At 64.8% G+C, this 19882-nt stretch carries 16 protein-coding genes and 1 pseudogene; 5 read left to right on the top strand and 12 right to left on the bottom strand.

What is annotated here, in order from left to right:
• Window positions 1–27: 27 nt before the first annotated feature.
• Together DYST_RS12215 and DYST_RS12210 are read right to left on the bottom strand one after the other, a co-directional pair.
• Window positions 28–975, bottom strand: coding sequence for a serine/threonine protein kinase (locus DYST_RS12215; RefSeq protein ID WP_239945920.1), 948 nt, complete (start codon window positions 973–975; stop codon window positions 28–30).
• Window positions 972–1412 carry a hotdog fold thioesterase gene (locus DYST_RS12210; RefSeq protein WP_239945919.1) on the bottom strand — a complete coding sequence of 147 codons (441 nt, stop codon included), beginning with the start codon at window positions 1410–1412 and terminating at the stop codon, window positions 972–974. Before DYST_RS12210 ends, DYST_RS12215 begins: the two co-directional genes overlap by 4 nt.
• A 332-nt stretch (window positions 1413–1744) precedes the next feature.
• Here DYST_RS12210 and DYST_RS12205 point away from each other — a divergent pair, with 332 nt between their 5' ends.
• Window positions 1745–2803 (top strand): 2Fe-2S iron-sulfur cluster-binding protein, encoded by a 1059-nt coding sequence (locus tag DYST_RS12205; RefSeq protein WP_239945918.1) that lies wholly within the window; start codon window positions 1745–1747, stop codon window positions 2801–2803.
• 52 nt (window positions 2804–2855) lie between these two features.
• Here DYST_RS12205 and DYST_RS12200 read toward each other — a convergent pair whose 3' ends face one another.
• The 3 genes from DYST_RS12200 to DYST_RS12190 form a co-directional block, all read right to left on the bottom strand.
• Window positions 2856–3308, bottom strand: coding sequence for a rhodanese-like domain-containing protein (locus DYST_RS12200; protein WP_102300924.1), 453 nt, complete (start codon window positions 3306–3308; stop codon window positions 2856–2858).
• Window positions 3309–3411: 103 nt separating this feature from the next.
• A complete protein-coding gene (locus tag DYST_RS12195; protein WP_239945917.1) occupies window positions 3412–3828 on the bottom strand; it encodes a hypothetical protein in 417 nt (138 codons plus the stop codon).
• A gap of 95 nt (window positions 3829–3923) precedes the next feature.
• Window positions 3924–4406, bottom strand: coding sequence for a YiiD C-terminal domain-containing protein (locus tag DYST_RS12190; protein ID WP_102300926.1), 483 nt, complete (start codon window positions 4404–4406; stop codon window positions 3924–3926).
• Window positions 4407–4506: 100 nt separating this feature from the next.
• Between DYST_RS12190 and DYST_RS12185 the strand changes: the two genes are divergently transcribed.
• From DYST_RS12185 to DYST_RS12175, 3 genes are all read left to right on the top strand, one after another.
• Window positions 4507–5274 (top strand): uroporphyrinogen-III synthase, encoded by a 768-nt coding sequence (locus DYST_RS12185; protein ID WP_239945916.1) that lies wholly within the window; start codon window positions 4507–4509, stop codon window positions 5272–5274.
• A gap of 77 nt (window positions 5275–5351) precedes the next feature.
• Window positions 5352–6452, top strand: a complete 1101-nt coding sequence (locus DYST_RS12180) for a uroporphyrinogen-III C-methyltransferase (protein ID WP_239945915.1) — start codon at window positions 5352–5354, stop codon at window positions 6450–6452.
• Complete coding sequence (locus DYST_RS12175) at window positions 6449–7705, top strand: heme biosynthesis HemY N-terminal domain-containing protein (RefSeq protein WP_239945914.1); 1257 nt, start codon at window positions 6449–6451, stop codon at window positions 7703–7705. Before DYST_RS12180 ends, DYST_RS12175 begins: the two co-directional genes overlap by 4 nt.
• An 85-nt stretch (window positions 7706–7790) precedes the next feature.
• Here DYST_RS12175 and DYST_RS12170 read toward each other — a convergent pair whose 3' ends face one another.
• The 7 genes and pseudogenes from DYST_RS12170 to DYST_RS12140 all read right to left on the bottom strand — a co-directional run bounded on the left by DYST_RS12170 (window position 7791) and on the right by DYST_RS12140 (window position 16390).
• A complete protein-coding gene (locus tag DYST_RS12170; RefSeq protein WP_239945913.1) occupies window positions 7791–8144 on the bottom strand; it encodes a hypothetical protein in 354 nt (117 codons plus the stop codon).
• A gap of 102 nt (window positions 8145–8246) precedes the next feature.
• Window positions 8247–8816 carry an FUSC family protein gene (locus DYST_RS12165; RefSeq protein ID WP_239945912.1) on the bottom strand — a complete coding sequence of 190 codons (570 nt, stop codon included), beginning with the start codon at window positions 8814–8816 and terminating at the stop codon, window positions 8247–8249.
• A gap of 18 nt (window positions 8817–8834) precedes the next feature.
• A complete protein-coding gene (uvrD, locus tag DYST_RS12160; protein WP_102300932.1) occupies window positions 8835–11030 on the bottom strand; it encodes a DNA helicase II in 2196 nt (731 codons plus the stop codon).
• 71 nt (window positions 11031–11101) lie between these two features.
• Complete coding sequence (locus tag DYST_RS12155; RefSeq protein ID WP_239945911.1) at window positions 11102–13057, bottom strand: serine hydrolase domain-containing protein; 1956 nt, start codon at window positions 13055–13057, stop codon at window positions 11102–11104.
• A 114-nt stretch (window positions 13058–13171) separates the two neighbouring features.
• Complete coding sequence (locus tag DYST_RS12150) at window positions 13172–14344, bottom strand: FAD-dependent oxidoreductase (protein WP_239945910.1); 1173 nt, start codon at window positions 14342–14344, stop codon at window positions 13172–13174.
• Window positions 14345–14445: 101 nt separating this feature from the next.
• On the bottom strand, window positions 14446–14664 hold the full coding sequence (locus DYST_RS12145; RefSeq protein WP_239945909.1) for a hypothetical protein: 219 nt from the start codon (window positions 14662–14664) through the stop codon (window positions 14446–14448).
• A 111-nt stretch (window positions 14665–14775) separates the two neighbouring features.
• Window positions 14776–16390, bottom strand: a pseudogene (locus tag DYST_RS12140) (alpha-glucosidase family protein).
• A gap of 504 nt (window positions 16391–16894) precedes the next feature.
• Between DYST_RS12140 and DYST_RS12135 the strand changes: the two are divergent.
• A complete protein-coding gene (locus DYST_RS12135) occupies window positions 16895–19849 on the top strand; it encodes a TonB-dependent receptor (RefSeq protein ID WP_239945908.1) in 2955 nt (984 codons plus the stop codon).
• Window positions 19850–19882: the final 33 nt, after the last annotated feature.

The raw sequence follows: 19882 nt of genomic DNA, 5'->3' as shown, positions 1-19882 counted from the left end.
GGTACAGCTCGCTGTACCTGCGAGCCATTACGAGAGTTCGTCGGCCAGTTCATGCAGATCGGCGATGTGCTGCTCCCACCAGCGCGGTTCGGCGGCGAAGGGGAACGCGGCGGGAAACGCGGGATCGTGCCAGCGGGCAGCGATCCAGCCGGCGTAGTGCAGTTGGCGCATGGCGCGCAGCGCGGGCACCAAGGCAAGTTCGCTGAAGTCGAAATCGCGCATCTGCTGGTAGCCGTCGAGCAGGGCGCTCATCGCCTTGTCGTCGTTGGCCAGCATCCACAGATCCTGCACCGCTGGGCCCATGCGTGCGTCGTCGAGATCGACGAAATGCGGGCCGCCGTCGGTCCACAGGACGTTGCCCGGGTGGCAGTCGCCGTGCAGGCGTAGCTGGCGCACGGGGCCCACGGCCTCGAAACGATGGGCGACCGCTTGGTCCACGCGCTCCGCCGCCGTGCGGTAATTCGCGTGCAGTGAAGGCGGAAGCAGGGACGAGGACAGTACCGCGCGCATCGGCTGTTCGATCAGCGTGGCGCGATCGATTCGCCCGCGATGTTCGAACGGCTGCCGTGCGCCGACGCTATGGATGCGGGCGATCAGGCGCCCCAACCATTCCAGTTGTTCCGACGACTCCAGCGACGGTGCGCGCCCGCCACGACGCGGCGTGAGCGCGTAACGGAAGCCGTCGTGATGCAGCAGGGTGCGGCCACCGAACACCAATGGCGCGACGACGGGGATATCTGCGTCGGCGAGCTCGCGGGCGAAAGCGTGTTCTTCCAGGATCGCCGCATCACTCCAGCGATGCGGGCGATAGAACTTGGCGATGACGGGCGAGTCGTCCTCGATACCCACCTGCCACACGCGGTTTTCGTAACTGTTGAGTGCAAGCAGCCTGCCGTCCGGCCACAGGCCGCAGGCGGTGACGGCGTCGAGGACGCGATCGGGGTCGAGCGATGTGTACGGGGCTTCGATACTCAACGCGGCGCGACCACGCGCGCGGGGATCACCGCCATGGTGATGCGTGAGATGCACACCAGTTCACCGGTGTCCGTCTCGATGCGGATCTCCCAGACTTGCGTGGTGCGGCCGATATGCACCACGCGTGCGGTACCCGTGACGGTACCGCTGCGCACGCCGCGTATGTGGTTGGCGTTGATGTCCAGGCCCACGGCTACTTCCTGCGTGGCATCCAGCGTGAGCATGGCGGCCGTGCTGCCCAGCGTTTCAGCCAGCACCACCGAGGCGCCGCCGTGCAGCAGGCCGTACGGCTGATGGGTGCGGTGGTCCACCGGCATGGTGCCGCGCAGCCAGTCATCGCCGATCTCGGTGATGCGGATGCCCAGTGTTTCCATCATGGTGTTGGCGCTCCAGCCGTTGATGCGCTCGAGCGAGGTGTCCTGTTTCCAGATGGCCATAGGTTGAATCTCCGCAGTAAGGCCCTCATTGTCGGCTGACGCTCACCCCGCGACAATGTTTGGGGTGCTCTGTTCTATGCAATGTGGGTGGCATGATGTCCAGAAAGGCCGCAGGATGTGGGGTGCGGAGCAGCGCAGGCTGGTTGCCTGCGCAAGCCGCGGCCCGCGGGCTGCGGCCTTTCTGGACATCACCCGGAGGGCCGGCTCTGTCTGCCCGCCGCTGCGCGCCGCGTCGCTTCGACAGGCGGCCAGCCTGCCTTCACCGCCGCAACACGCAGCGGCGGGCAGACAGAGCCGGTGACACCCGCATTGCATAGAACAGAGCACCCCTGGTGTTTACCGTCACTATTCAATCCACCGGCCGCCATTTCCCGGCAGCGCCCGGCGAAACCGTGCTGGAAGCCGCCCAACGGGCCGGCATCGCCTTGCCGTACTCGTGCCGTGCGGGCGTGTGCGGCAGCTGCAAGGCCACGCTGATCGCCGGACATTGCGATTACCCGCGCAACCCGCCCGTGGCGCTGAGCGGTACCTCACCGGCGCAGCACGCGATCCTGCTCTGTCAGGCGGTCCCGCGTAGCGACCTCACCATTGAGGCCCGCGAAGTCACCTCGGTGGAGGACATCGCCCGACGGCAACTGGACGTGGTCGTGTCGCACAAGTGGATGCTCGCACCCGACGTGATCGGCCTGCACCTGAAGCCCGCTTCTGACGATGCGCGACTCAACTGGCTGCCGGGCCAGTATCTCGATGTATTGCTGGAGGATGGTCGCCGCCGGCCGTTCTCCATCGCCAATCATCCGCAGGCCGATGGCACCATCGAGCTGCACGTGCGTCACGTGGCTGGCGGTGGCTTTACTTCGTGGGTGAGCGACACGCTGAAAGTCGGTGACGTGCTGCGCATCGAAGGCCCTCTGGGCACCTTCGTGCCGCGCGAAGATGCCGAGCGGCCAATGATCTTCATGGCGGGTGGCACCGGGTTTGCCCCGGTAAAAGCCATCGTCGATCACTTCATTGCGCTGGGTACGCGCCGGCCGATGCATGTGTACTGGGGCGCACGACATGCCGCGGATCTGTACATGCGCGAGCAGGCGCAGCGCTGGAGCACGGTCGCGCACGACCTGCATTTCCACGCGGTGATCTCCGATGCAGAACAGGCGCTGGCCAGTGGCATCCGCATGGGTCTGGTGCACGAGGCCGTGCTGGAGGATCACCCGGATCTCTCTCGCTACGACGTCTACATGAGCGGTCCGCCGGCGATGATCGACGCGGGGCGCAAGCTCTTTATCGGCGCAGGATTGCCGGAAGAGCGGCTCTACTACGATTCATTCGATTACGCGCCGGACGTGCTGGCGCAGATCCTGGGCAACCGGGCGGGCATCGTCGGCCTTTGAGGCCGACGCATCACGACGGGCGAGGACCTTGCGTCCTCACCCAGGCGACTCATTAACCCGGGTTCTTGCCCTTGGCCACCGGCAACTGAGCTTGTTGCCAGCCCAGCACGCCGCCGCCGAGGGTGAAGACTTTGGCGAAGCCGGCCTTGACCAGACGCTGTGCGGCCTTGTCGCTGGCGCCGCGGCCGTCCTTATCGATCAGCACCACAGGGACGTCCTTGGCCTTGGCGATGTCCTTGTGCTCGGGATCGAACTGGCTGAGCGCGACGTGGCGCGAGCCCGGTACGTGCGCCTTCTCGTAATCCGCGTAGGCGGAAAGATCGATCAGCAGCGGGCCTTCCCGGTTGATCAGCAGGGTCAGGCTGGCTGGCGTGAGTTCCTTGTACTTGCGCAGCATCACCATCAGCTGCGTGACGATCAGGCCGAGCAGCAGAACTAGGAACAGCGCGGCGAGCGCCAGATTGTGGCCGATGAACTCGGGCAGCTTGTGCAGGACATCGCTCATTCGTTGGGCTTCCGCAGACGCGGCCATGGGCCGCGTGAAGTGAACAGAACGGGCGATTATACGGTTTGCCGCGGGGCCGCGCCGCCCGAGGCCCCGAATCGGTTTACGGCTGGCTGCTGATGTCCGGCAGCCCGCTTTCCAAGTACCAGTGCTTACTGGCTTCGTCGTATTGCCAGACCTGGTGGTCGGTCACCGTGCGCTCGGACTGGGTGTTCACGTTGACCAGGTTGATCTGCACCGTCTGGCGCACCTCGAACTGGCCTTTGGGCACCGGGCCGTTGCCTTCGTCATAGCCGCTCACCTTGTATTGCTGGTAGCGGGACATCTCCAGCGGCGAGATCGGGTGTGCCTCGAGCACCTTGGGGTCGACGAACTTCGATGCACTGTTGAAATCGCCCCAGCGCACCGTGCTGGCATAGGCATTGAGCGTGGTAGTGAGCGCATCGTTGCGCTTGTCGGTGGCGCAACCAGCGAGCGCAAGCAAGGACACCGTGACGAGCGGGATCAGGATGCGACGCATGAGGCTTCCCCTTGGGCGAAGCCCGCATTGTGCCCAAGAGCCTTTGCAAAGCCTCCGCGCGACTCCGGGGTAGATACCCGCCGAAGCCAGCGATTTCATACGGCGTCGGGGGATCGCCGCTTGGCCACGAAACGCCCTTCCAGCGTTGCCGCTGGTTTCTCACTGGTACCCGGCACGCGGCATGACACCTCGATGCGCGCCCGGCCGCGCGTGGCCAGCGTGCTGAAAAATGTGCGCCAGTCCGCACCGTCGGCCAGTCGCGCCTCGCTCACGAAGTCGCTCCATACCGGTTCCAGGTAGCGCACCGTGGATTCGCCCACGAACACGTCGCACTCCAGCCCGCGCATGCGGAGCTCCAGCTCGACTAGGCTCCAGCCGTTGAGAGTCATCACGCTGACCAGGCTGCCGCCGAACGCGCAGCCCTTGTCGTTGATGTTCGGGCTGAGCGGCGCGACCAGCGCCAGGTGTTCTTCGTCGCATTCGTGCAGATTCAGGTCCATGGTCTGCGCGAGTGGGATTTCATCGCGCATGAAATTGACCAGCTTGCGCGCCAGGGTATGCCGTTCGGTGGTGCTCATGGGGAGTGCTAACCAAGGGGGAATGGGTAGTGTACGCACGAGGGCAGACCATCCGCAGGCGCATGGCCGTTACACTCCATGGCATTCCCCGGAGCGGCCCATGATTGCGCGACCCCCGATCCCTGCCGAGCACACGCTGGACGGGCTTGCCGTGGTCATCACGCGCCCTGCGGGCACCGGCTCGCCGATGGCGCGCAGGGTACGCCGCATGGGTGGACTGCCCCTGTTGTTACCAGGCCTGTCGCTGCGTGGTGTGGACGGATCGGAGGTCGCCGCCGCGCTACGAGCGGCGCTGGACGACGAATTGCTGGTGTTCACCAGCCCGGCGGCCGTGCGTTTCGCCGCGCGGCTGGCTCCGCTGGATACCCGGGCCACGGTGCTGGCCGTGGGTAAGGGCACGGCCAGGGCGCTGGGGCGTCTTGGCATCCCGGCGCTGGCTCCGGCGGGGAGCCAGGATAGCGAGGGCCTGCTCGAGCATCCCACGCTTGCCGGCCTGCAAGGGCGCCGCGTGGCCTTGATCGGCGCGCCGGGCGGACGTGGCGTTCTGCGCGGCGAACTGGCGGAACGTGGCGCGCACTTGCGTGAGGTCCACGTCTATCGTCGTGGCGCGCCGCGCTGGCAGCGTCGACAGCTTGATGCGGTGATGCGGCTGCCGGCCGAGGCGCGCGTGCTGTTGTCCAGTGCGGAGGCGCTCGACAATCTGAGGCAGGGTCTGCCCGCGGATGTGTTTGCGCATCTACGCCGCAGCGTGGCCGTCGCTAGTAGCGAGCGCATCGCGGTGGCGGCGCGTGAGGCCGGCTTCCGGCGAGTGGTGATCGCGGATTCGGCGCTGTCCGAGCACCTGCTGGCCGCGGCAGCGCGTCCTTAGTCCATTTGCCGCGAAATCGGCGATTTTCACGCCCGTTTGATGCGAGGCGGCCGGCGCGGGCTGTTAGCATGTCTCGCATGAGCCAAGACGACTCCCTCCCCGAAAGTGGTGCGCCTGCGGGCGCGCGTTCCGACACCTCTTCCCGCGCGGCCCGGGCCACGCCGCCCGCGCGTCGCGGCAGCGGCACGCTGGCGGTCGCGCTACTACTGTCGTTGGTTGCCGTCGGCGGCGCTGGCTATGTGGGCTGGCGCCAGTGGCAGCAGGAGCAGGGCAGTGTGGCGGGCAACGCCGCGCTCGACGGACTCAGGCAACAGGTTGATGCGCTGCAAAGCGCCGCCAGCGCAGGCGACAGCGAGCGCAACCTGCTGCGCCAGCGCTTGGGTGACGCCGACCAGGTGAACCGCTCGCTGCGCGAGGAAGTGCTCAGCCAGGCCGAGCGCACGCGCAATCTGGAAGATGCCGTTGCCAAGCTGTCCGAGAAGACGCTGTCCGGCCACGACGCCATGCTGCTCGATGAAACCGAATCGCTGCTGCGCATGGCCAAGGAACGTTACGACCTGTTCCATGACGCGCAGGGCGCCCTCGCCGCCTATGCGTTGGCCGACCAGGCGCTCGCTGCCGTCAACGATGGCGCCTTCTCCGGCCTTCGCCAGAGCATGGGCGCAGAGCGCGAGGCGCTGGCCAAGAGCCGCACGGTCAATCTCGATGCGTCGCTGACCACGCTGAGTGATCTGCGTGCGTCGATGATGCAGTTGCCGCTCAAACCGCTGGACACGGCATCGTCCGGTACCACGCCAAGCAGTTGGTCGCGCATCGTGGGCGCGCTCAATGGCGTGGTGAAAGTGCAACGCACGAACGGTGCCCCGCTTTCCGTCGCCGATGCACGCTTCGCGCGCGAGTTGACCTCGATTGATCTCGCACAGGCGCAGGCCGCCTTGCTCGCCTCCGATCGCGATGCCTACGTTGCCGCGCTCAAGCGTGCCGACGCGGGTATCGCTGCGCAGTTCGACACCAGTGCCGCACCCGTGCAGCAGGCGCGCACGCAACTGGCGGCGTTGATGGCCGAGTCCCCGGGTGCACCCGTGCAGCTCGGTGCGGCACTTAGCGAACTGCGTAACCTCCGTGCCGTGCATGCGCTGAAGCCCGCGAGCAGCAGCTCGGTCGGAGCCAAGCCATGAAGTTGTGGCGCTGGATTCTGTTGCTGGTGATCGTGGCCGCACTGGCCGCCTTCGGTTGGCACTGGGTGGCCGAGGATCCAGGCTACGTGATGGTGCAGTTGCGTGGCTGGCAGGCCGAGACCACCGTGCTTGCCGCCATCGTCATCCTGCTGCTTGCCTGGGCTGTGCTCAGTGCCGTGTGGTTTGCGGTGCGTTGGCCGTTCGGCGCGTTCACGCGTCGCCATCGCCGCCTGAGCCGCAAGAAGATGAGCGAAGGCCTGCTCGCGCTGATGGAAGGTCGCCATGGTGACGCGGAGCGCGATCTGCATCGCGCCTCGCGCCTGGACGTGTTGCGCGGCCCCGCGTTGCTGGCGGCGGCCGAAGCGACCTCGCGACGCGGCGAGAACAGCCGCGCGCTGGCCACGCTCGATGAGGCGGCACAGGTCGCACCGCGCGCGGCGCGCGTGCTGCGTGCCCGCGTACTGCGTCGCGAAGGCCGCCCGTCGGAGTCCGTGAACTTGCTGGCTGCCGATGCGGATGCCGGCAGCCTCACTCCTGGTGGCTGGCGCGAGCTGGCGCTGGCGGCGCTTGCCAGTGGCGACACACGTCGTGCGCGTCAAGCGCTCGAGCCATTGCAGAAGAGCGGTGCGCTCAGCACAAAAACCTTTGCAGCGCTCGAAGCACAGGTGCTCACGGCGTCGCTGCGCGGCGCTCCGGATGCCGCTGCACTCAACACGCTGTGGTCGCAGTTGCCCAAGGCGCAGCGCCGCGTGCCGTCGGCGATCGATGCCTATGCGCGCCAGGCCGCCGCGTTCGGCATGATGCTGCCCGCCATGGACGAGGTGGAATCCGCCTTGCGCCGTGAGTGGTCGCCGCTGTTGATCGAAACCTATGGGGCGCTGGGCGGTGATGACATCGAGGCGCGGTTGCGCCGTGCCGAATCATGGCTTGATGCCCACCCTAACGATGCCGCACTGCTGCTCACACTCGGCCGCATGTGCGCGCGTCAGCAACTATGGGGCAAAGCCACGCAGTACCTCGAGCGCTCGCTTGCGCTGTCGCCGAGCAGTGGCGCGTGGGAGGCCCTCGGCGATGTGCATGCCGGGCAAGGCGATGCTGCGCTGGCGCAGCGTTGCTATCGCAATGCGCTGGCGCTTGCCCGTGGTGAGGCGGTCGATCCGCTGCCGCAGGGTGCGCGTTCTACACGACTGGATACCCGTCCCATCGCGATGGAAGAGCGTAGCGAGCACGGCGTGCCGCGCTTGCCGGAATAAGACCTCAGGTTTGAATCCCCATCGTGCGAGCTGGGGATTGGCCATACGTCGATATGGCTAGCGTGCTGGCGCGCGAGTTACGCCGTCAGCTCGCAGAGATCGCCCAGGTGATAAAGGCTGCGTTGATTGCCGTGAATACCAGCGAGACGAGGAAGATCGCATCGGCGATGCGTTCCAGTCGATGGTTGCGCCCCATGCTGCGTGTGCGCAGTGCCCAGTACGACAACAGGCAGGATGCCAGGTAGAGCATGGAATTGACGGCCAGCAGGTCGTCGCCCAGCAAGTCTTCCTTGCGTAGCGAAATCACCACGCGAAGGATGCCGATCACCGTTAGGCACACGCCGACCATGGCGGCCGAGGCGGTGAAGATGTGCACGCAGATGTCGTGGTCCAGGCGTGCGCGGGCGGTGTCGGTCGTGTCTCCGGAGGGTACGTTCATCGTGGCCTGGCCTGTGTCGGATGCCTGGAAACAGGGAGCCCCGGCGTGGGGTGCCAGTTCCGGTCGAAGCTTCGTGCGTTTAACTGCCGGATCATAATCGGCTTAGTCAGCGGGCCGTACCCACCAGCGCTGCACGCGCTCGGCCACGGCGACCACGGCTAGCGAGCAGCCAATGCCCAGCGCCACTTCGCCCACGCGGGTGAGCGCAATCAACCAGAACGAACCGGTGTGAGGCACCAGCATGATGATGGTGGTGGTGGTGCCGCTCAGGCGTCCAGCGCTGCCAACGCCAAGCAGCCAACAGGACGAAATGGCCACGACGATGCCAATGGCATAGGCGGTGTAATCCTCACCGAGCAGGAGGGTGGTGCCAAAGCCCGTCACGCCTCCCACCAGGGCGCCGATGATCTGGTCGCGCGAGGATGAGCGTGTGTCCAGGTAGGTTTGCTGTGTCACTGCGATGGCCGTCAACGCGGCCCAGAATGCCTGTTGGGTGTGTAGCAGCAGGCCCAGGCCGTAGGCGGTGCTGGCGGCCAGTAACGCGAGCAAGGCGAACCACGCACCTTGCACGAGACGATGTGTCCACGGCAGGTGACGGTAGACGAACGCCATGCCCTGCTGAACGTCGAACAGGCGCCGAAGGTTGTCACGCAGGGAGGGCTGATCGCTCATGGTCGTTTGCCGCTCTACCTATAGCGGCGTCAGGTTGGCATACGCGTAGACCAACCACTTGCTACCGTTGCTGGAGAAGTTCACCTGGATGCGCATATGCGCACCACTGCCCTCCGCGCTCACCACGGTGCCTTCGCCGAAGCTCGGATGGCTGACACGCTGGCCGAGCTTCAAGGGCATGCTCTCCTCCAGCGAGATGGAGCCGCCGCTCGGGCGGCCGCCATACAGCGGCCGGCTCACCTGCACGCGCGGGCGCACTTCATCGATCAGCTCGGGCGGAATCTCGGCAAGGAACCGCGAGGGCCGCGCCAGCATTTCCACACCGTGCATGCGGCGCGATTCGGCGCAGGTGATGAACAGGCGTTCGCGTGCACGGGTGATGCCGACATAGGCGAGGCGGCGCTCTTCTTCAAGGCGCCCCTCGTCTTCGACGGAGCGCTGGCTGGGGAACAGGCCTTCCTCCATGCCGACGAGGAACACGACGGGAAATTCCAGGCCCTTGGCCGAATGCAGTGTCATCAGCTGCACGCAGTCGTCCCAGGCTTCGCCCTGGCCTTCGCCGGCTTCCAGCGCCGCATGCGAGAGAAACGCTGCGAGTTCGCTCAGGCCTGCTTCCTCGTCATCTGGCGTCAGCTCGAAACGGCTGGCCACGTTGACGAGTTCGTCCAGGTTTTCCACGCGTGATTCGGCATTGCCGCGACTGTCCTTTTCGTAGAAGTCGCGCAGGCCAGTGTGCGTGATGGCGTGGTCGATCTGTTCGGCGAGCGCCAGCGCGTCGCCTGTTCCAGTGCCGGCAAAGGCGCGGGCCATCTCCTCGATCATGGTGAGGAAGGCCTTCACTGCATTCTTTGCGCGGCCGGCCAGTTCCTTGCCGCCGCTCAATTCGCTCAGGGCAGCGTCCCACATCGAACTGTTTTCGGTGCGCGCGCGACGGCGTAGCACGTCCAGCGTGCGATCGCCGATGCCACGCGGCGGCGTGTTTACCGCGCGCTCGAAGGCGGCATCGTCGTGACGGTTGGAGGACAGGCGCAGATAGGCAAGCGAATCCTTGATTTCCGCGCGATCGAAGAAGCGCTGGCCGCCGTACACGCGGAAGCGGATGTCCCGCTGCATCAGCTGTTCTTCGAAGTTACGCGACTGCGCGTTGGAGCGGTACAGGATGGCGCAGTCGCGCGCTTGGCCGTGCTCGGCCACGTATTCGCGGATGCGCTCCACCACGAAGCGCGCTTCGTCCTGCTCGTTGTAAGCGGAGTAAAGCGCGATGCGCTCGCCTTCGCCGCCGTCTGTCCACAATTGCTTGCCGAGGCGGCCGCCATTGCGGGCGATCACGCTGTTGGCGGCCTTGAGGATGGTGGAGGTGGAGCGGTAGTTCTGTTCGAGCTTGATGGTCTTGGCGCCGGGGAAGTCGCGCAGGAACTGCTGCACGTTCTCCACCTTCGCACCGCGCCAGCCATAGATGGCCTGGTCGTCGTCGCCCACCACGAATACCTGGCCGGTCTGGCCAGCGAGCACACGGATCCACGCGTACTGCAGCGTGTTGGTGTCCTGGAATTCATCGATCAACAGGTAACGCCAACGGTCGCGGTAGTGTTCGAGAACGGCCGGGTTGTTCAGCCACAACTCGTGCGCGCGCAGCAGCAGCTCCGCGAAGTCGACCAGTCCGGCGCGGCGGCAGGCTTCTTCATACGCCTGGTAGATCTGCACCATCGTGCGCGTCATCGGATGATCGCGATGCTCGATGGTGTCCGCGCGCTTGCCTTCGTCCTTCCACTGGTTGATCTGCCAGGTAGCCTGACGCGGTGGGAAGCGCGCTTCATCCAGTCCCAGGCCGGCGATCACGCGCTTGATGATGCGTTGCTGGTCATCCGCATCGAGGATCTGGAAGCCTTCCGGCAGGCCTGCCTCGCGCCAGTGGCGGCGCAACAGGCGGTGCGCGATGCCGTGGAAGGTGCCTACAGTGAGCCCTTGCGTGCCGCCGGGAATCAACTGATCCAGGCGCGCGCGCATTTCACCGGCGGCCTTGTTGGTAAAGGTGACGGAGAGAATCGCCCACGGCGATATGCCTTCCACCTGCGTGAGCCAGCCGATGCGGTGGGTGAGCACGCGCGTCTTGCCAGAGCCGGCGCCCGCGAGCACAAGGTAATGGCCGGGCGGGGCGCAGACGGCTTCGCGCTGCGCGTCGTTGAGCTTGTCGATCAGGTGGGAGACATCCATCCTGCCTATTGTAGCGGGCGGGAATGGATCGGTCCCGAATGGCACCTATCCGCCGGGAGGCGCGGGCCGCGTCAGTAGCTGGGATCGAAACTCAGCAGGTGCCACGAGGCGATGAATGCAATGGCACCGAGGCAGGCGAGCAACAGCATCGTGCTGCTGATCCTGCGCCACCAGACCTTGCCCTGCCACGCGTGCCATGTCTCCATGGCTGCGGGCACGGTACCGAGCACGGCCAGTGAGCCGACCAGGAAAAGCAAAGCCAGGCGCATCTCGAGATGCGGCATGCCCAGTCGTGGCAGGATGAGACACCAACCGCCTGCGAACAGCAGGTAGAGCAGGGCGGTGAGGCGACTGAGGCGATACCAGCGCACATCCTGGTCAGGTAGCGCTAACGAGGCGTGGCGGCGTCCCAGCCACGCCATGACCGGCCAAGACAACCCGATCAGGGCAAACACCGTGACAAGCAGTGACACCATGCTCGCAACGCGGTGGGGAGAGGCGCCGGTGGCTGGCAGATAGACTTCCGTGGGCGACAGCACATCCGTGGAAACCATGCGTACCTTGCCGTCGCCAACGATGGCGGCAAGCCTGCGGCCCGAGCCGTCGTCAACCCACTGGTAGGGCTTCACCTCGCGCCAGTGGGCTGCGCCGAACATGGGCGCGAGGAGCGAGCCATCTGCAGCCACGCTGATCTCGCCTTGGTGAAACAGGTCGCGTAGCGCAAGCACATTGCTCTGCGACGTGATGCTGGAGGTGTAGCGGCCCGTGAGTTGTGCAGCGTGCTGCTTGTCCGTGCCGAGCGTTGGTTGTTTCAGCTGTGGCAATGGCGGGAAGTAGCGATCGGAGAAACGTTCGATCAAGGGACGCAGCATCGGCTTCGCGTCGCCACCGGCCGTCGCAATGAAGATGCCGGAGTGGTGTTCGGGGATCAGCGCAAGCAGGCTGTGGTATCCATTGAAATCGCCCTCCTGGCCAAGCACGGTCTGACCGTCGCGATCCATGTGGGCGAAACCCAGCGCCATGCCGGGCAGGCCTGGGATGACGGCGCGCTGATATTCCTGCATCTGCTTGACGGTCGCCTGCTCCAGCAGCTGCGCGTTGTCGGCACGGCCGAACTGCATGTGGGCGATCATGAGTTGCGCCATGTCACCGCCACTGATCGCAAGGCCGGTGGCTGGCGTTGGAAGGACGAGCTTCCGCGGTGACTCAGGCGTGCCCGCTGGTCCCGCGTTGGACGCGAAGTTTCCCCAGAGTGGCGTCGATTGATCGAACGTCGCGTGCTGAAGGCCCAGCGGTTCGAAGACGTGCCGTGCGGCGTAGTCGTCGAAGTGTTGACCTGATGCACGCTGCACGAGGTAGCCGGCTAATGCCATGCCGTAGGTGGAATAGGCGGGCACGTCACCTGCCGGGTAGATGCGCGCGGGCACTCGTACCCAGTGCTTGAGCCAGTCCCCGTTCTGTTCCAGCTGCTTTGGGTCCGTGAGATACGCACGCTTGATCACATCCTCGAAGCCGGACGTGTACGTCAACAGATCACGCAGCGTGACCGGCTTTCCATCCAGCGGCGGAATAGTGAAGTCGAGATAGCGATTGATGTCGGCATCGAGCTCAAGCTTGTGCTGCTCGACCAGCTGCATGACAGCCGTCGACGTCACTACGCTGGACATCGCGCCGACGCGAAACATCGTGGTGGCAGGGTCGATCGCTTTCTTCTCGTCTGGGTCAGCGTAGCCGTAACCCTTCGAGAAGAGGATCTGGCCATCCCGCACCACGACGACTACTGCACCAGTCACCGAGCCCTTCTGCATCACGCCGCTCATCTCGGCATCAAGCCAGGGCTGCACGTCGCTGGCGCTGAGATCCGTCGCGCCCAGTGGGGTGACGGCGGCGTGCTTGGCCTCGGGCAGCGGGGTGATCTGGATGGTCGCCTGCGCCCACAGCATGGCCGGAAGCAGTGCCAGCAACAGCGCCATGGCACATCTGCGCCATGAGAGCCTGCTCATCAAGGCAGATGCGATGGCGAGCATGGGGGACTCCTGGGTGTGGTGCGGGGGCGAGCGGCAAGTATGCCGCGCCGCCCGTGGCTCGGCGTCTGCGTCGCGTCAACGTGCGTCAGCCGGCTTTCAGCCTGGCATGCCGTTTCAGGCGCGTTTCATCTTGGCCATGACGTCGGCCAGTTCCCGCACGGCGGCTTCTGACGCTTCGCGGTGTGGCGTGATATCCGCATTGTTGAAATTGCCGGTATCACCGATCACTTGCACCATGATGCCGTCGCTGCGTGGCACCACGCTGATGTCTTGTGCCCGCAGGCCGTAGGTGATTTCCGGCTGTGGAATCAGCCGTGCCGTCTGGCCGCGCACGGGAATCACCGATTCATCGTTGAACAGGGCACGTGCGCCATAGCCTGTGGCATTGACCAGCGTGTGCTCGGGTAGTTGCTGCAACTGTTCGGGGTGTTCGAACTCGCGGATCTCGATTTTGCCGCCGGCCGCCCGGTATTCGTTCATCAGGTAGCTGGCATAGCTGCTGATGTTGAACATCAGCGTGGTGTAACGGCGCACATAGGGTTCCGGGAACGGATGGTTACCTGGCGACAGCTCCACGGGGCGCGGCGTGAGATCGCGCACGCGGTCCCCGAACTCGCCGTATTCGGGCTCGTCCGGTACGTCGCCATGGAACTTGCCGAACGGCGCATCGGACAACGAGTAGCCATCGATCCATTCGACCGGCTTGCCCGGTAGGCCGAGCAGGCTCTGGTATCGCGCATAGGAAATGCGCGTCATCATTTCCCAACGATCCGCCAATGCTGGCGCATGCGTGGCATCGCAGATGCGCGAATCGGGCGTCCACAAACCGGAGGCGCGCATGGAAAACACATCCGGCGGCAAGGCCTTGGCGTAGATGCGCACCGATAGGCCCGCGCGCTGCGCCAGCAGGGCGGTGGTCAGGCCGATGGCTCCACAACCGATCACGCCGAGTTCCTTCGCGCCGGTGGCCTGCACCATCTGCAAGGCCAGCGTGCCCGAGCCCCACGACAGCGACCAGCCGCTGCCACCGTGACCGTAGTTGTGCACCACGGTTTTCTTGCCCAGCTTCTGTGTCTCGATGCGCGGACCTTCCGCACGATAGGGCCGTGTGCACACGTAGATGCCGGTGATGCGGTCCGTGCTGGCGCGGATCAGCGGTAGCGAAAAAGTGCCACCTGTCGTCGTGGGCCGGGATTCCACTCGAGGTCCCGCACAGGCGGCGAGCCCTGCCGTGGATGCGACGGCAAGCGTCGTACCGGCCTGGCGCAGGAAATGGCGTCGTTCCATGGTTCGGTGTCCCGGGGCGGGGAAGAATGCCGCAAGCCTACACGCTCGTCATTCCGGCGCACCCCGAAAAGGGGCAGGGGCCGGAATGACGGTCGAGAACATCAGCCCTTCTTGAGGAAACCCGCCAGCGCCAGCAGCGCACCTACCGCGACACCGGCGATGCCCGCCCATTGCGGAAAGGCCTTGTCGTGCGTGGCGGTGACCTTGGCCGAACCGATCTGCACGAGCGTGTCCGTGGTCTGGTAGCTGCCGTGGCCGGCCAATACCCAGATACCGCCGGCCAGAAGGGCGAGGCCCAGAAGGATCAGCACTGCACGCATGGAAAGCTCCTACGAATCGGGATGCCGATCATAGGAGCACGAGGCAGAGGGAAAAGTCGACGGCGGCATCACGCGGGATATCCGCCGCCGTCGAGGGAGGTAAGCGAATATTCAGTCGACCTTGGCGAACAGCGCACCGTGGCCCGGCAGGCTGATGCCGTCGGCGGTGGCCGCGCCCTGGCTGAGCCCGTGGCCATTGACCGCGCTGAGCTTGCCCACGGCTAGCGGCAATTCCACCGGCTGCTTCGACAGGTTGAACGCTGCGAGCAGCGTGTCGTCGCCGTGCTTGCGGGTGAAGGCGAGCACCGGCTCGGGCGTGTCGATGAACTGGATGTCGCCCCAGCGCAACGCGGGCTTGGTCTTGCGCCAGGCCATGAACTGGCGGAAGCCATTCAAGGCCGATTGCGGCGCGGCGTCCTGCAGGGTCACGGCAAGCGCGCGATGCTCGGCGGGCACCGGCAGCCACGGCTCGCCGACGCTGAAGCCGGCGTTGACGCCGCCGTCCCAGGGTATGGGCGTGCGGCAGCCATCGCGGCCCTTGAAGGTCGGCCAGAAGGTGATGCCATACGGATCCTGCAGCGACTCAAACGGCACGTGAGCTTCAGTGAGGCCCAGTTCCTCGCCCTGATACACGCAAACCGAGCCGCGCAGCGAGCACACCATGGCGCTCAGCAGGTTCGCTAGCTTGGGCGAGGCGTCGCCATTGCCCCAGCGCGTGAGCACGCGTGATACGTCATGGTTGGAGATGGCCCAGCACGGCCAGCCTTCCAGCATCTGCGCTTCGAGATTTCTCACTGTGCCGCGGATGTAGTCCGCGCTGAAATCGTCGGTGAGCAACTCGAAGCTGTAGCCCATGTGCAGGCGGCCGTTGCGCGTGTACTCGGCGGTGGTGGCGAGAGAGCCTTCCGAGGAGATCTCGCCGATCGCGGCGACATCCTCGTATTGGTCCATCAGCGCGCGCAGTTCCTCTCAGGAACGCGATGTTTTCCGGCTGCGTGTTGTTGTAGTAGTGGTACTGGAAGGCGTACGGGTTGTCTGGACTGAAGCCGCGGCCGACGCGCTTTTCCTCGGGTTTAGGCGGGTTGTCGCGCAGCTCGCGGTCGTGGAAGCAGAAATTGATCGCGTCCAACCGCAGGCCGTTGACGCCCTTGTCGAGCCAGTACTTCACCTCACCGAGCACTGCATTGCGCACCTCGGGGTTGTGATAGTTGAGGTCCGGCTGCGAGGTCAGAAAGTTGTGCAGGTAGTACTGGCCGCGGCGCGGTTCCCACTGCCAGGCGCAGCCGCCGAACAGCGAAAGCCAGTTATTGGGCGGCGTGCCGTCGTCTTTCGCATCGGCCCACACGTACCAGTCGGCCTTGGGGTTGTCGCGGCTTTCGCGGCTCTGCTTGAACCAGGCGTGCTCCGCCGAGGTGTGGCTGAGCACCTGGTCGATCATCACCTTCAGGCCCAGCGCATGCGCTTTGGCCAGCAGGCGGTCGAAGTCGTCGTTGGTGCCGAACAGCGGGTCGACTTCGCGGTAGTCGGCGATGTCGTAGCCGAAGTCGGCCATGGGCGAGCGGAAGAAGGGCGAGATCCAGATCGCGTCCACGCCAAGGCTCGCGACATAGTCGAGCTTGTCGACGATGCCGGGCAGGTCACCGACGCCATCGCCGTTGGTGTCCATGAAGCTGCGTGGATAGATCTGATAGGTGACGGCTCCGCGCCACCAAGGTGCCTGACTCATTCGCGTTTCCCGTTCCCACCCAATAGCGAGCGCCGCATGCAGGACGACAGGTCCGAATAGAGCGCGGGGGCAGCTTAAAGGCAGAGTGCGAAGCGGAGGCTTCGTTTGCATACGTATTCAAAAAACCGGGATATTGCGATGCAGCAGGCTCGTTTCCTGCAAGGAAATCTTGTGGCAGGCGATGCGTGTGCGTGCGGGGAAAACCGCTGCGCTATCGCACTTTCAGTGCACGGCAGTGCCCGTAAGCGGATATCGGTCGCGGGATGGCGTGCGACGCGCTGCCATTAGAATTTTGTCAAAGGTGCACAAAAAAACCGGGCCATGAATACGTATGCATAGGCCTCTTTGCCTTTTCTTGCAGCCCTACCATGGCCGCCACGCGACGGGGCCCTCCGACCATTCGGCATGCACTGGCGCGTAGCCCGCGGCGGTCTGTGGGGACTGCCGCGGCAACTACAAAACCAAAGATGAAGTGCAAACCCGTGGGAGGGGAAGACGGTGGAAATGAAACGTAATGTGCTGGCCCTGGCGCTGGCGTCCGGCCTTTGTTTGACGGCAAGTATTCATGCGGCGCCGACGGATACGGGCGCGAACGCGACCGGTACCGCCGCCGCTCCTGCCACCGCCCCTGCTACGCAGGACACCTCTGCGCAGCAGAGCGATCCGAACGCCAAGAAGGACGACAAGTCCAAAGAGACGCAGGACCAGCAGCTGGCCAAGAGCCTGGGCGCCATCACGGTGACGGGCTACAACCAGAGCATGGAAAAGTCGATCGACTACCAGCGCTACTCGAACACCATCACCAACGTCATCACCTCGGCCGACATCGGCGGCCTGCCGGACCAGTCCATCGCTGACGCGCTGACCCGTTTGCCGGGCATTTCCGCTGAACGCATTGCCGGTCAGGCATCGCAGATCAACATCCGCGGCCTCTCGGGTAACTTCATCCAGACCACGCTCGATGGTCGTGAGCAGCCGTCCACCAGCGGCAGCAACTACATTCAGTTCGACCAGTACCCGTCCGAGCTGATCAACATGGCGACGGTGTACAAGTCCTCGCAGGCTTCGCTGGTTACCGGCGGCGTGGGCGGCACCATCGCGATGGAAACGGCGAACCCGCTGGAAGCACCGAAGGAGCAGAACCTTGCCATCGATGCGCGCGGCAGCTACGACGGTCAGGCGCACGATGTAGCCGGCGCCAACGCGCTGGGCTACCGCCTGAGTGCGGCCTACCAGGGCAAGTTTCTCGACAACACGCTGGGCGTAGGCCTGGGCGTGGCGCAGATGTACCAGCCGCACGTGGCGGAGCAGTTCGTGGGCGAAGCCTCGGACGGTTCGAAGTACTCGATCAACTCGCAGCCGGGTGCGGCGACGGGCTACCTGCCACAAGGTATTCAGTTGCAGCAGAACGGCGGTGAAGAGCGCCGCACCGGCGAGATCGCCACCATCGTGTGGAAGCCCACTGACGAACTGCAGCTCACCGGCGACGCGTTCTACTCGAAGTTCAAGAACGAGTCGTTCGGCTACGGCTTCCGCTCGCAGAACTTCTATGGCAACAACACGCAGATCACCAACCCCGTGTGGAGTTCGCTGGGCACGCTGGTCGGCGGCACGGTGTCCAGCAACCCGACCACCGGTACCGATCCGCGCACGAAAGGCTCGTACGGCAATCAGTTCTCCAACGAGACCACCGCCGACAACTACACCACCAACACCAGCATTTTCTCTGGTGGCCTGAACCTGAAGTGGAACCACGGCAACTGGCACGTCGACGCCGACCTGTCGCTGTCGCGCGCTTCGAGCAATGAGATCAACGTTGACACCACGGCCGATCCGTACTCCGGCCTGGGCACGGCGAACCCGCAGTTGATGGCGCAGTCCATGAACTACCAGCTGCGCGGCGGCCAGATCGGTTCGGCGCAGTTCGGTAACCCCGGCCTGTACACCAACGTCAACGACATGGGCTTGTCGCGTTACGGCGTGTATCCGTACATCTACCACGACAAGATGAAGGCCTTCCGTACCAGCGTGAAGTACGACCTGCCCAACAGCTCTTGGCTGTCGGCGATCGAAGCTGGCGTGTACATGAACAACCACACGTACAACGCCGATCGCGAGGCGTACGTGTACGGTTCGGAGTGGAACACCTCGCCGGTGGCGGGCGAGCTGCCGCTGAGCATCCCGGCCAGCGATGCCAAGGTCACCTGCTGGAAGGGCAAGTTCTCCGGCTTCCCGTGTTTCCTGACGCTCAATGGTCCGGCCATCCTTGCCTCGCATGGCATCACCGCCAACCCGGTGAAGGACATCAACGCCAACAACTGGACCTACATCCAAAGCGGCCAGGTGGACGAGAAGACGCGCGACATCTTCCTGATGGGCGATATCGATGCGCAGGACGTGTTCGGCCACGAGCTGACCGGTAACTTCGGCATCCGCGTGTCGCACCAGTCGCAGTACAGCACCGGCCTTCAGCAGCTGCCTGACGGTGGCGGTATTCCGATTACCGACGGCAACGGCTACACCAGCTACGACTACGCGCCGCTGACGGTGGGCAAGACGTACACCGACTACCTGCCGTCGCTCAACCTGATCTACCACCTCACCGACGACGACATGGTGCGCTTCTCGGCCGCCAGGGTGCTGTCGCGTCCGCCGATCGACAAGATGCTGGCAGGTTCGGGTTCGTGGGTGTCCAACGGCCCAGGCGTCGGCGCACAGTACAACGTGTGGGGCGGCACCAGTCCGCTGCTCGATCCGCTGCGTGCCTCGCAGTACGACCTCGACTACGAACACTACTTCGACGATTCGTCGGGCTTGGTCACGGCGGGCGTGTTCTTCAAGGACGTGAAGTCGTTCGTGCAGGATGTCACCTTAAATAACTTCGATTTCGCCGCGGCCGGCATTCCCGTCCCGGAGAATCCGGCCACCCCTGGCAAGCCGTATCTCAACGGCCAATACCAGACGGCATACAACGCCAACGGCGGTCTGGTGAAGGGTCTGGAACTGTCTGGTTCGAAGACCAAGTTCCTGCCCGGCATCTGGGCCGGCCTGGGCGTGCAGGCGAACTTCGCGCTGACCGACAGCACCGTGCGCAACCCGACCAATCTGGGTGGCCCGACCACTTACGTTGGCCTGCCGGGCTTGTCCAAGCGCGTGGCGAGCGCGGCGCTGTTCTACGACTACGGTCCGTTCTCGGCTCGTCTGTCGGGCAACTACCGCTCGTCGTTCCTGTCCGACACGCAGGTTGCCGTTACCAACCAGCTCGTGACCTTCGCGGCCGAGACGGTGTACGACTTCCAGGCGTCGTACGACATCACCAACCAGTTCAAGGTGGTGTATCAGATGCTCAACCTGACCAACCAGCCGACCCGGACGTACTTCGGCGGCAACCCGCAGCAGACCGGTACGATCCAGTACTTCGGACGAACCAGCTACCTCGGCGTGCAGTTCAAGTTGTAAGCCACGATCGCGCCGGCTCCCTCAAGGGGCCGG

It is taken from the genome of Dyella terrae (assembly GCF_022394535.1).
In the GTDB taxonomy this organism is placed as follows: Bacteria; Pseudomonadota; Gammaproteobacteria; order Xanthomonadales; family Rhodanobacteraceae; genus Dyella.
The sequence above is the reverse complement of the archived record's forward strand: the minus strand, read 5'-3'. Positions and strand labels throughout refer to the sequence as shown.

What these genes read in the sequence shown, in the direction of transcription:
- DYST_RS12210 (WP_239945919.1), bottom strand. Translation starts at nt 1,412, where the DNA reads ATGGCCATCTGGAAACAGGACACCTCGCTCGAGCGCATCAACGGCTGG.
- DYST_RS12200 (WP_102300924.1), bottom strand. Translation starts at nt 3,308, where the DNA reads ATGAGCGATGTCCTGCACAAGCTGCCCGAGTTCATCGGCCACAATCTG.
- DYST_RS12195 (WP_239945917.1), bottom strand. Translation starts at nt 3,828, where the DNA reads ATGCGTCGCATCCTGATCCCGCTCGTCACGGTGTCCTTGCTTGCGCTC.
- DYST_RS12190 (WP_102300926.1), bottom strand. Translation starts at nt 4,406, where the DNA reads ATGAGCACCACCGAACGGCATACCCTGGCGCGCAAGCTGGTCAATTTC.
- DYST_RS12185 (WP_239945916.1), top strand. Translation starts at nt 4,507, where the DNA reads ATGATTGCGCGACCCCCGATCCCTGCCGAGCACACGCTGGACGGGCTT.
- DYST_RS12180 (WP_239945915.1), top strand. Translation starts at nt 5,352, where the DNA reads ATGAGCCAAGACGACTCCCTCCCCGAAAGTGGTGCGCCTGCGGGCGCG.
- DYST_RS12175 (WP_239945914.1), top strand. Translation starts at nt 6,449, where the DNA reads ATGAAGTTGTGGCGCTGGATTCTGTTGCTGGTGATCGTGGCCGCACTG.
- DYST_RS12170 (WP_239945913.1), bottom strand. Translation starts at nt 8,144, where the DNA reads ATGAACGTACCCTCCGGAGACACGACCGACACCGCCCGCGCACGCCTG.
- DYST_RS12165 (WP_239945912.1), bottom strand. Translation starts at nt 8,816, where the DNA reads ATGAGCGATCAGCCCTCCCTGCGTGACAACCTTCGGCGCCTGTTCGAC.
- uvrD (WP_102300932.1), bottom strand. Translation starts at nt 11,030, where the DNA reads ATGGATGTCTCCCACCTGATCGACAAGCTCAACGACGCGCAGCGCGAA.
- DYST_RS12155 (WP_239945911.1), bottom strand. Translation starts at nt 13,057, where the DNA reads ATGCTCGCCATCGCATCTGCCTTGATGAGCAGGCTCTCATGGCGCAGA.
- DYST_RS12150 (WP_239945910.1), bottom strand. Translation starts at nt 14,344, where the DNA reads ATGGAACGACGCCATTTCCTGCGCCAGGCCGGTACGACGCTTGCCGTC.
- DYST_RS12145 (WP_239945909.1), bottom strand. Translation starts at nt 14,664, where the DNA reads ATGCGTGCAGTGCTGATCCTTCTGGGCCTCGCCCTTCTGGCCGGCGGT.
- DYST_RS12135 (WP_239945908.1), top strand. Translation starts at nt 16,895, where the DNA reads ATGAAACGTAATGTGCTGGCCCTGGCGCTGGCGTCCGGCCTTTGTTTG.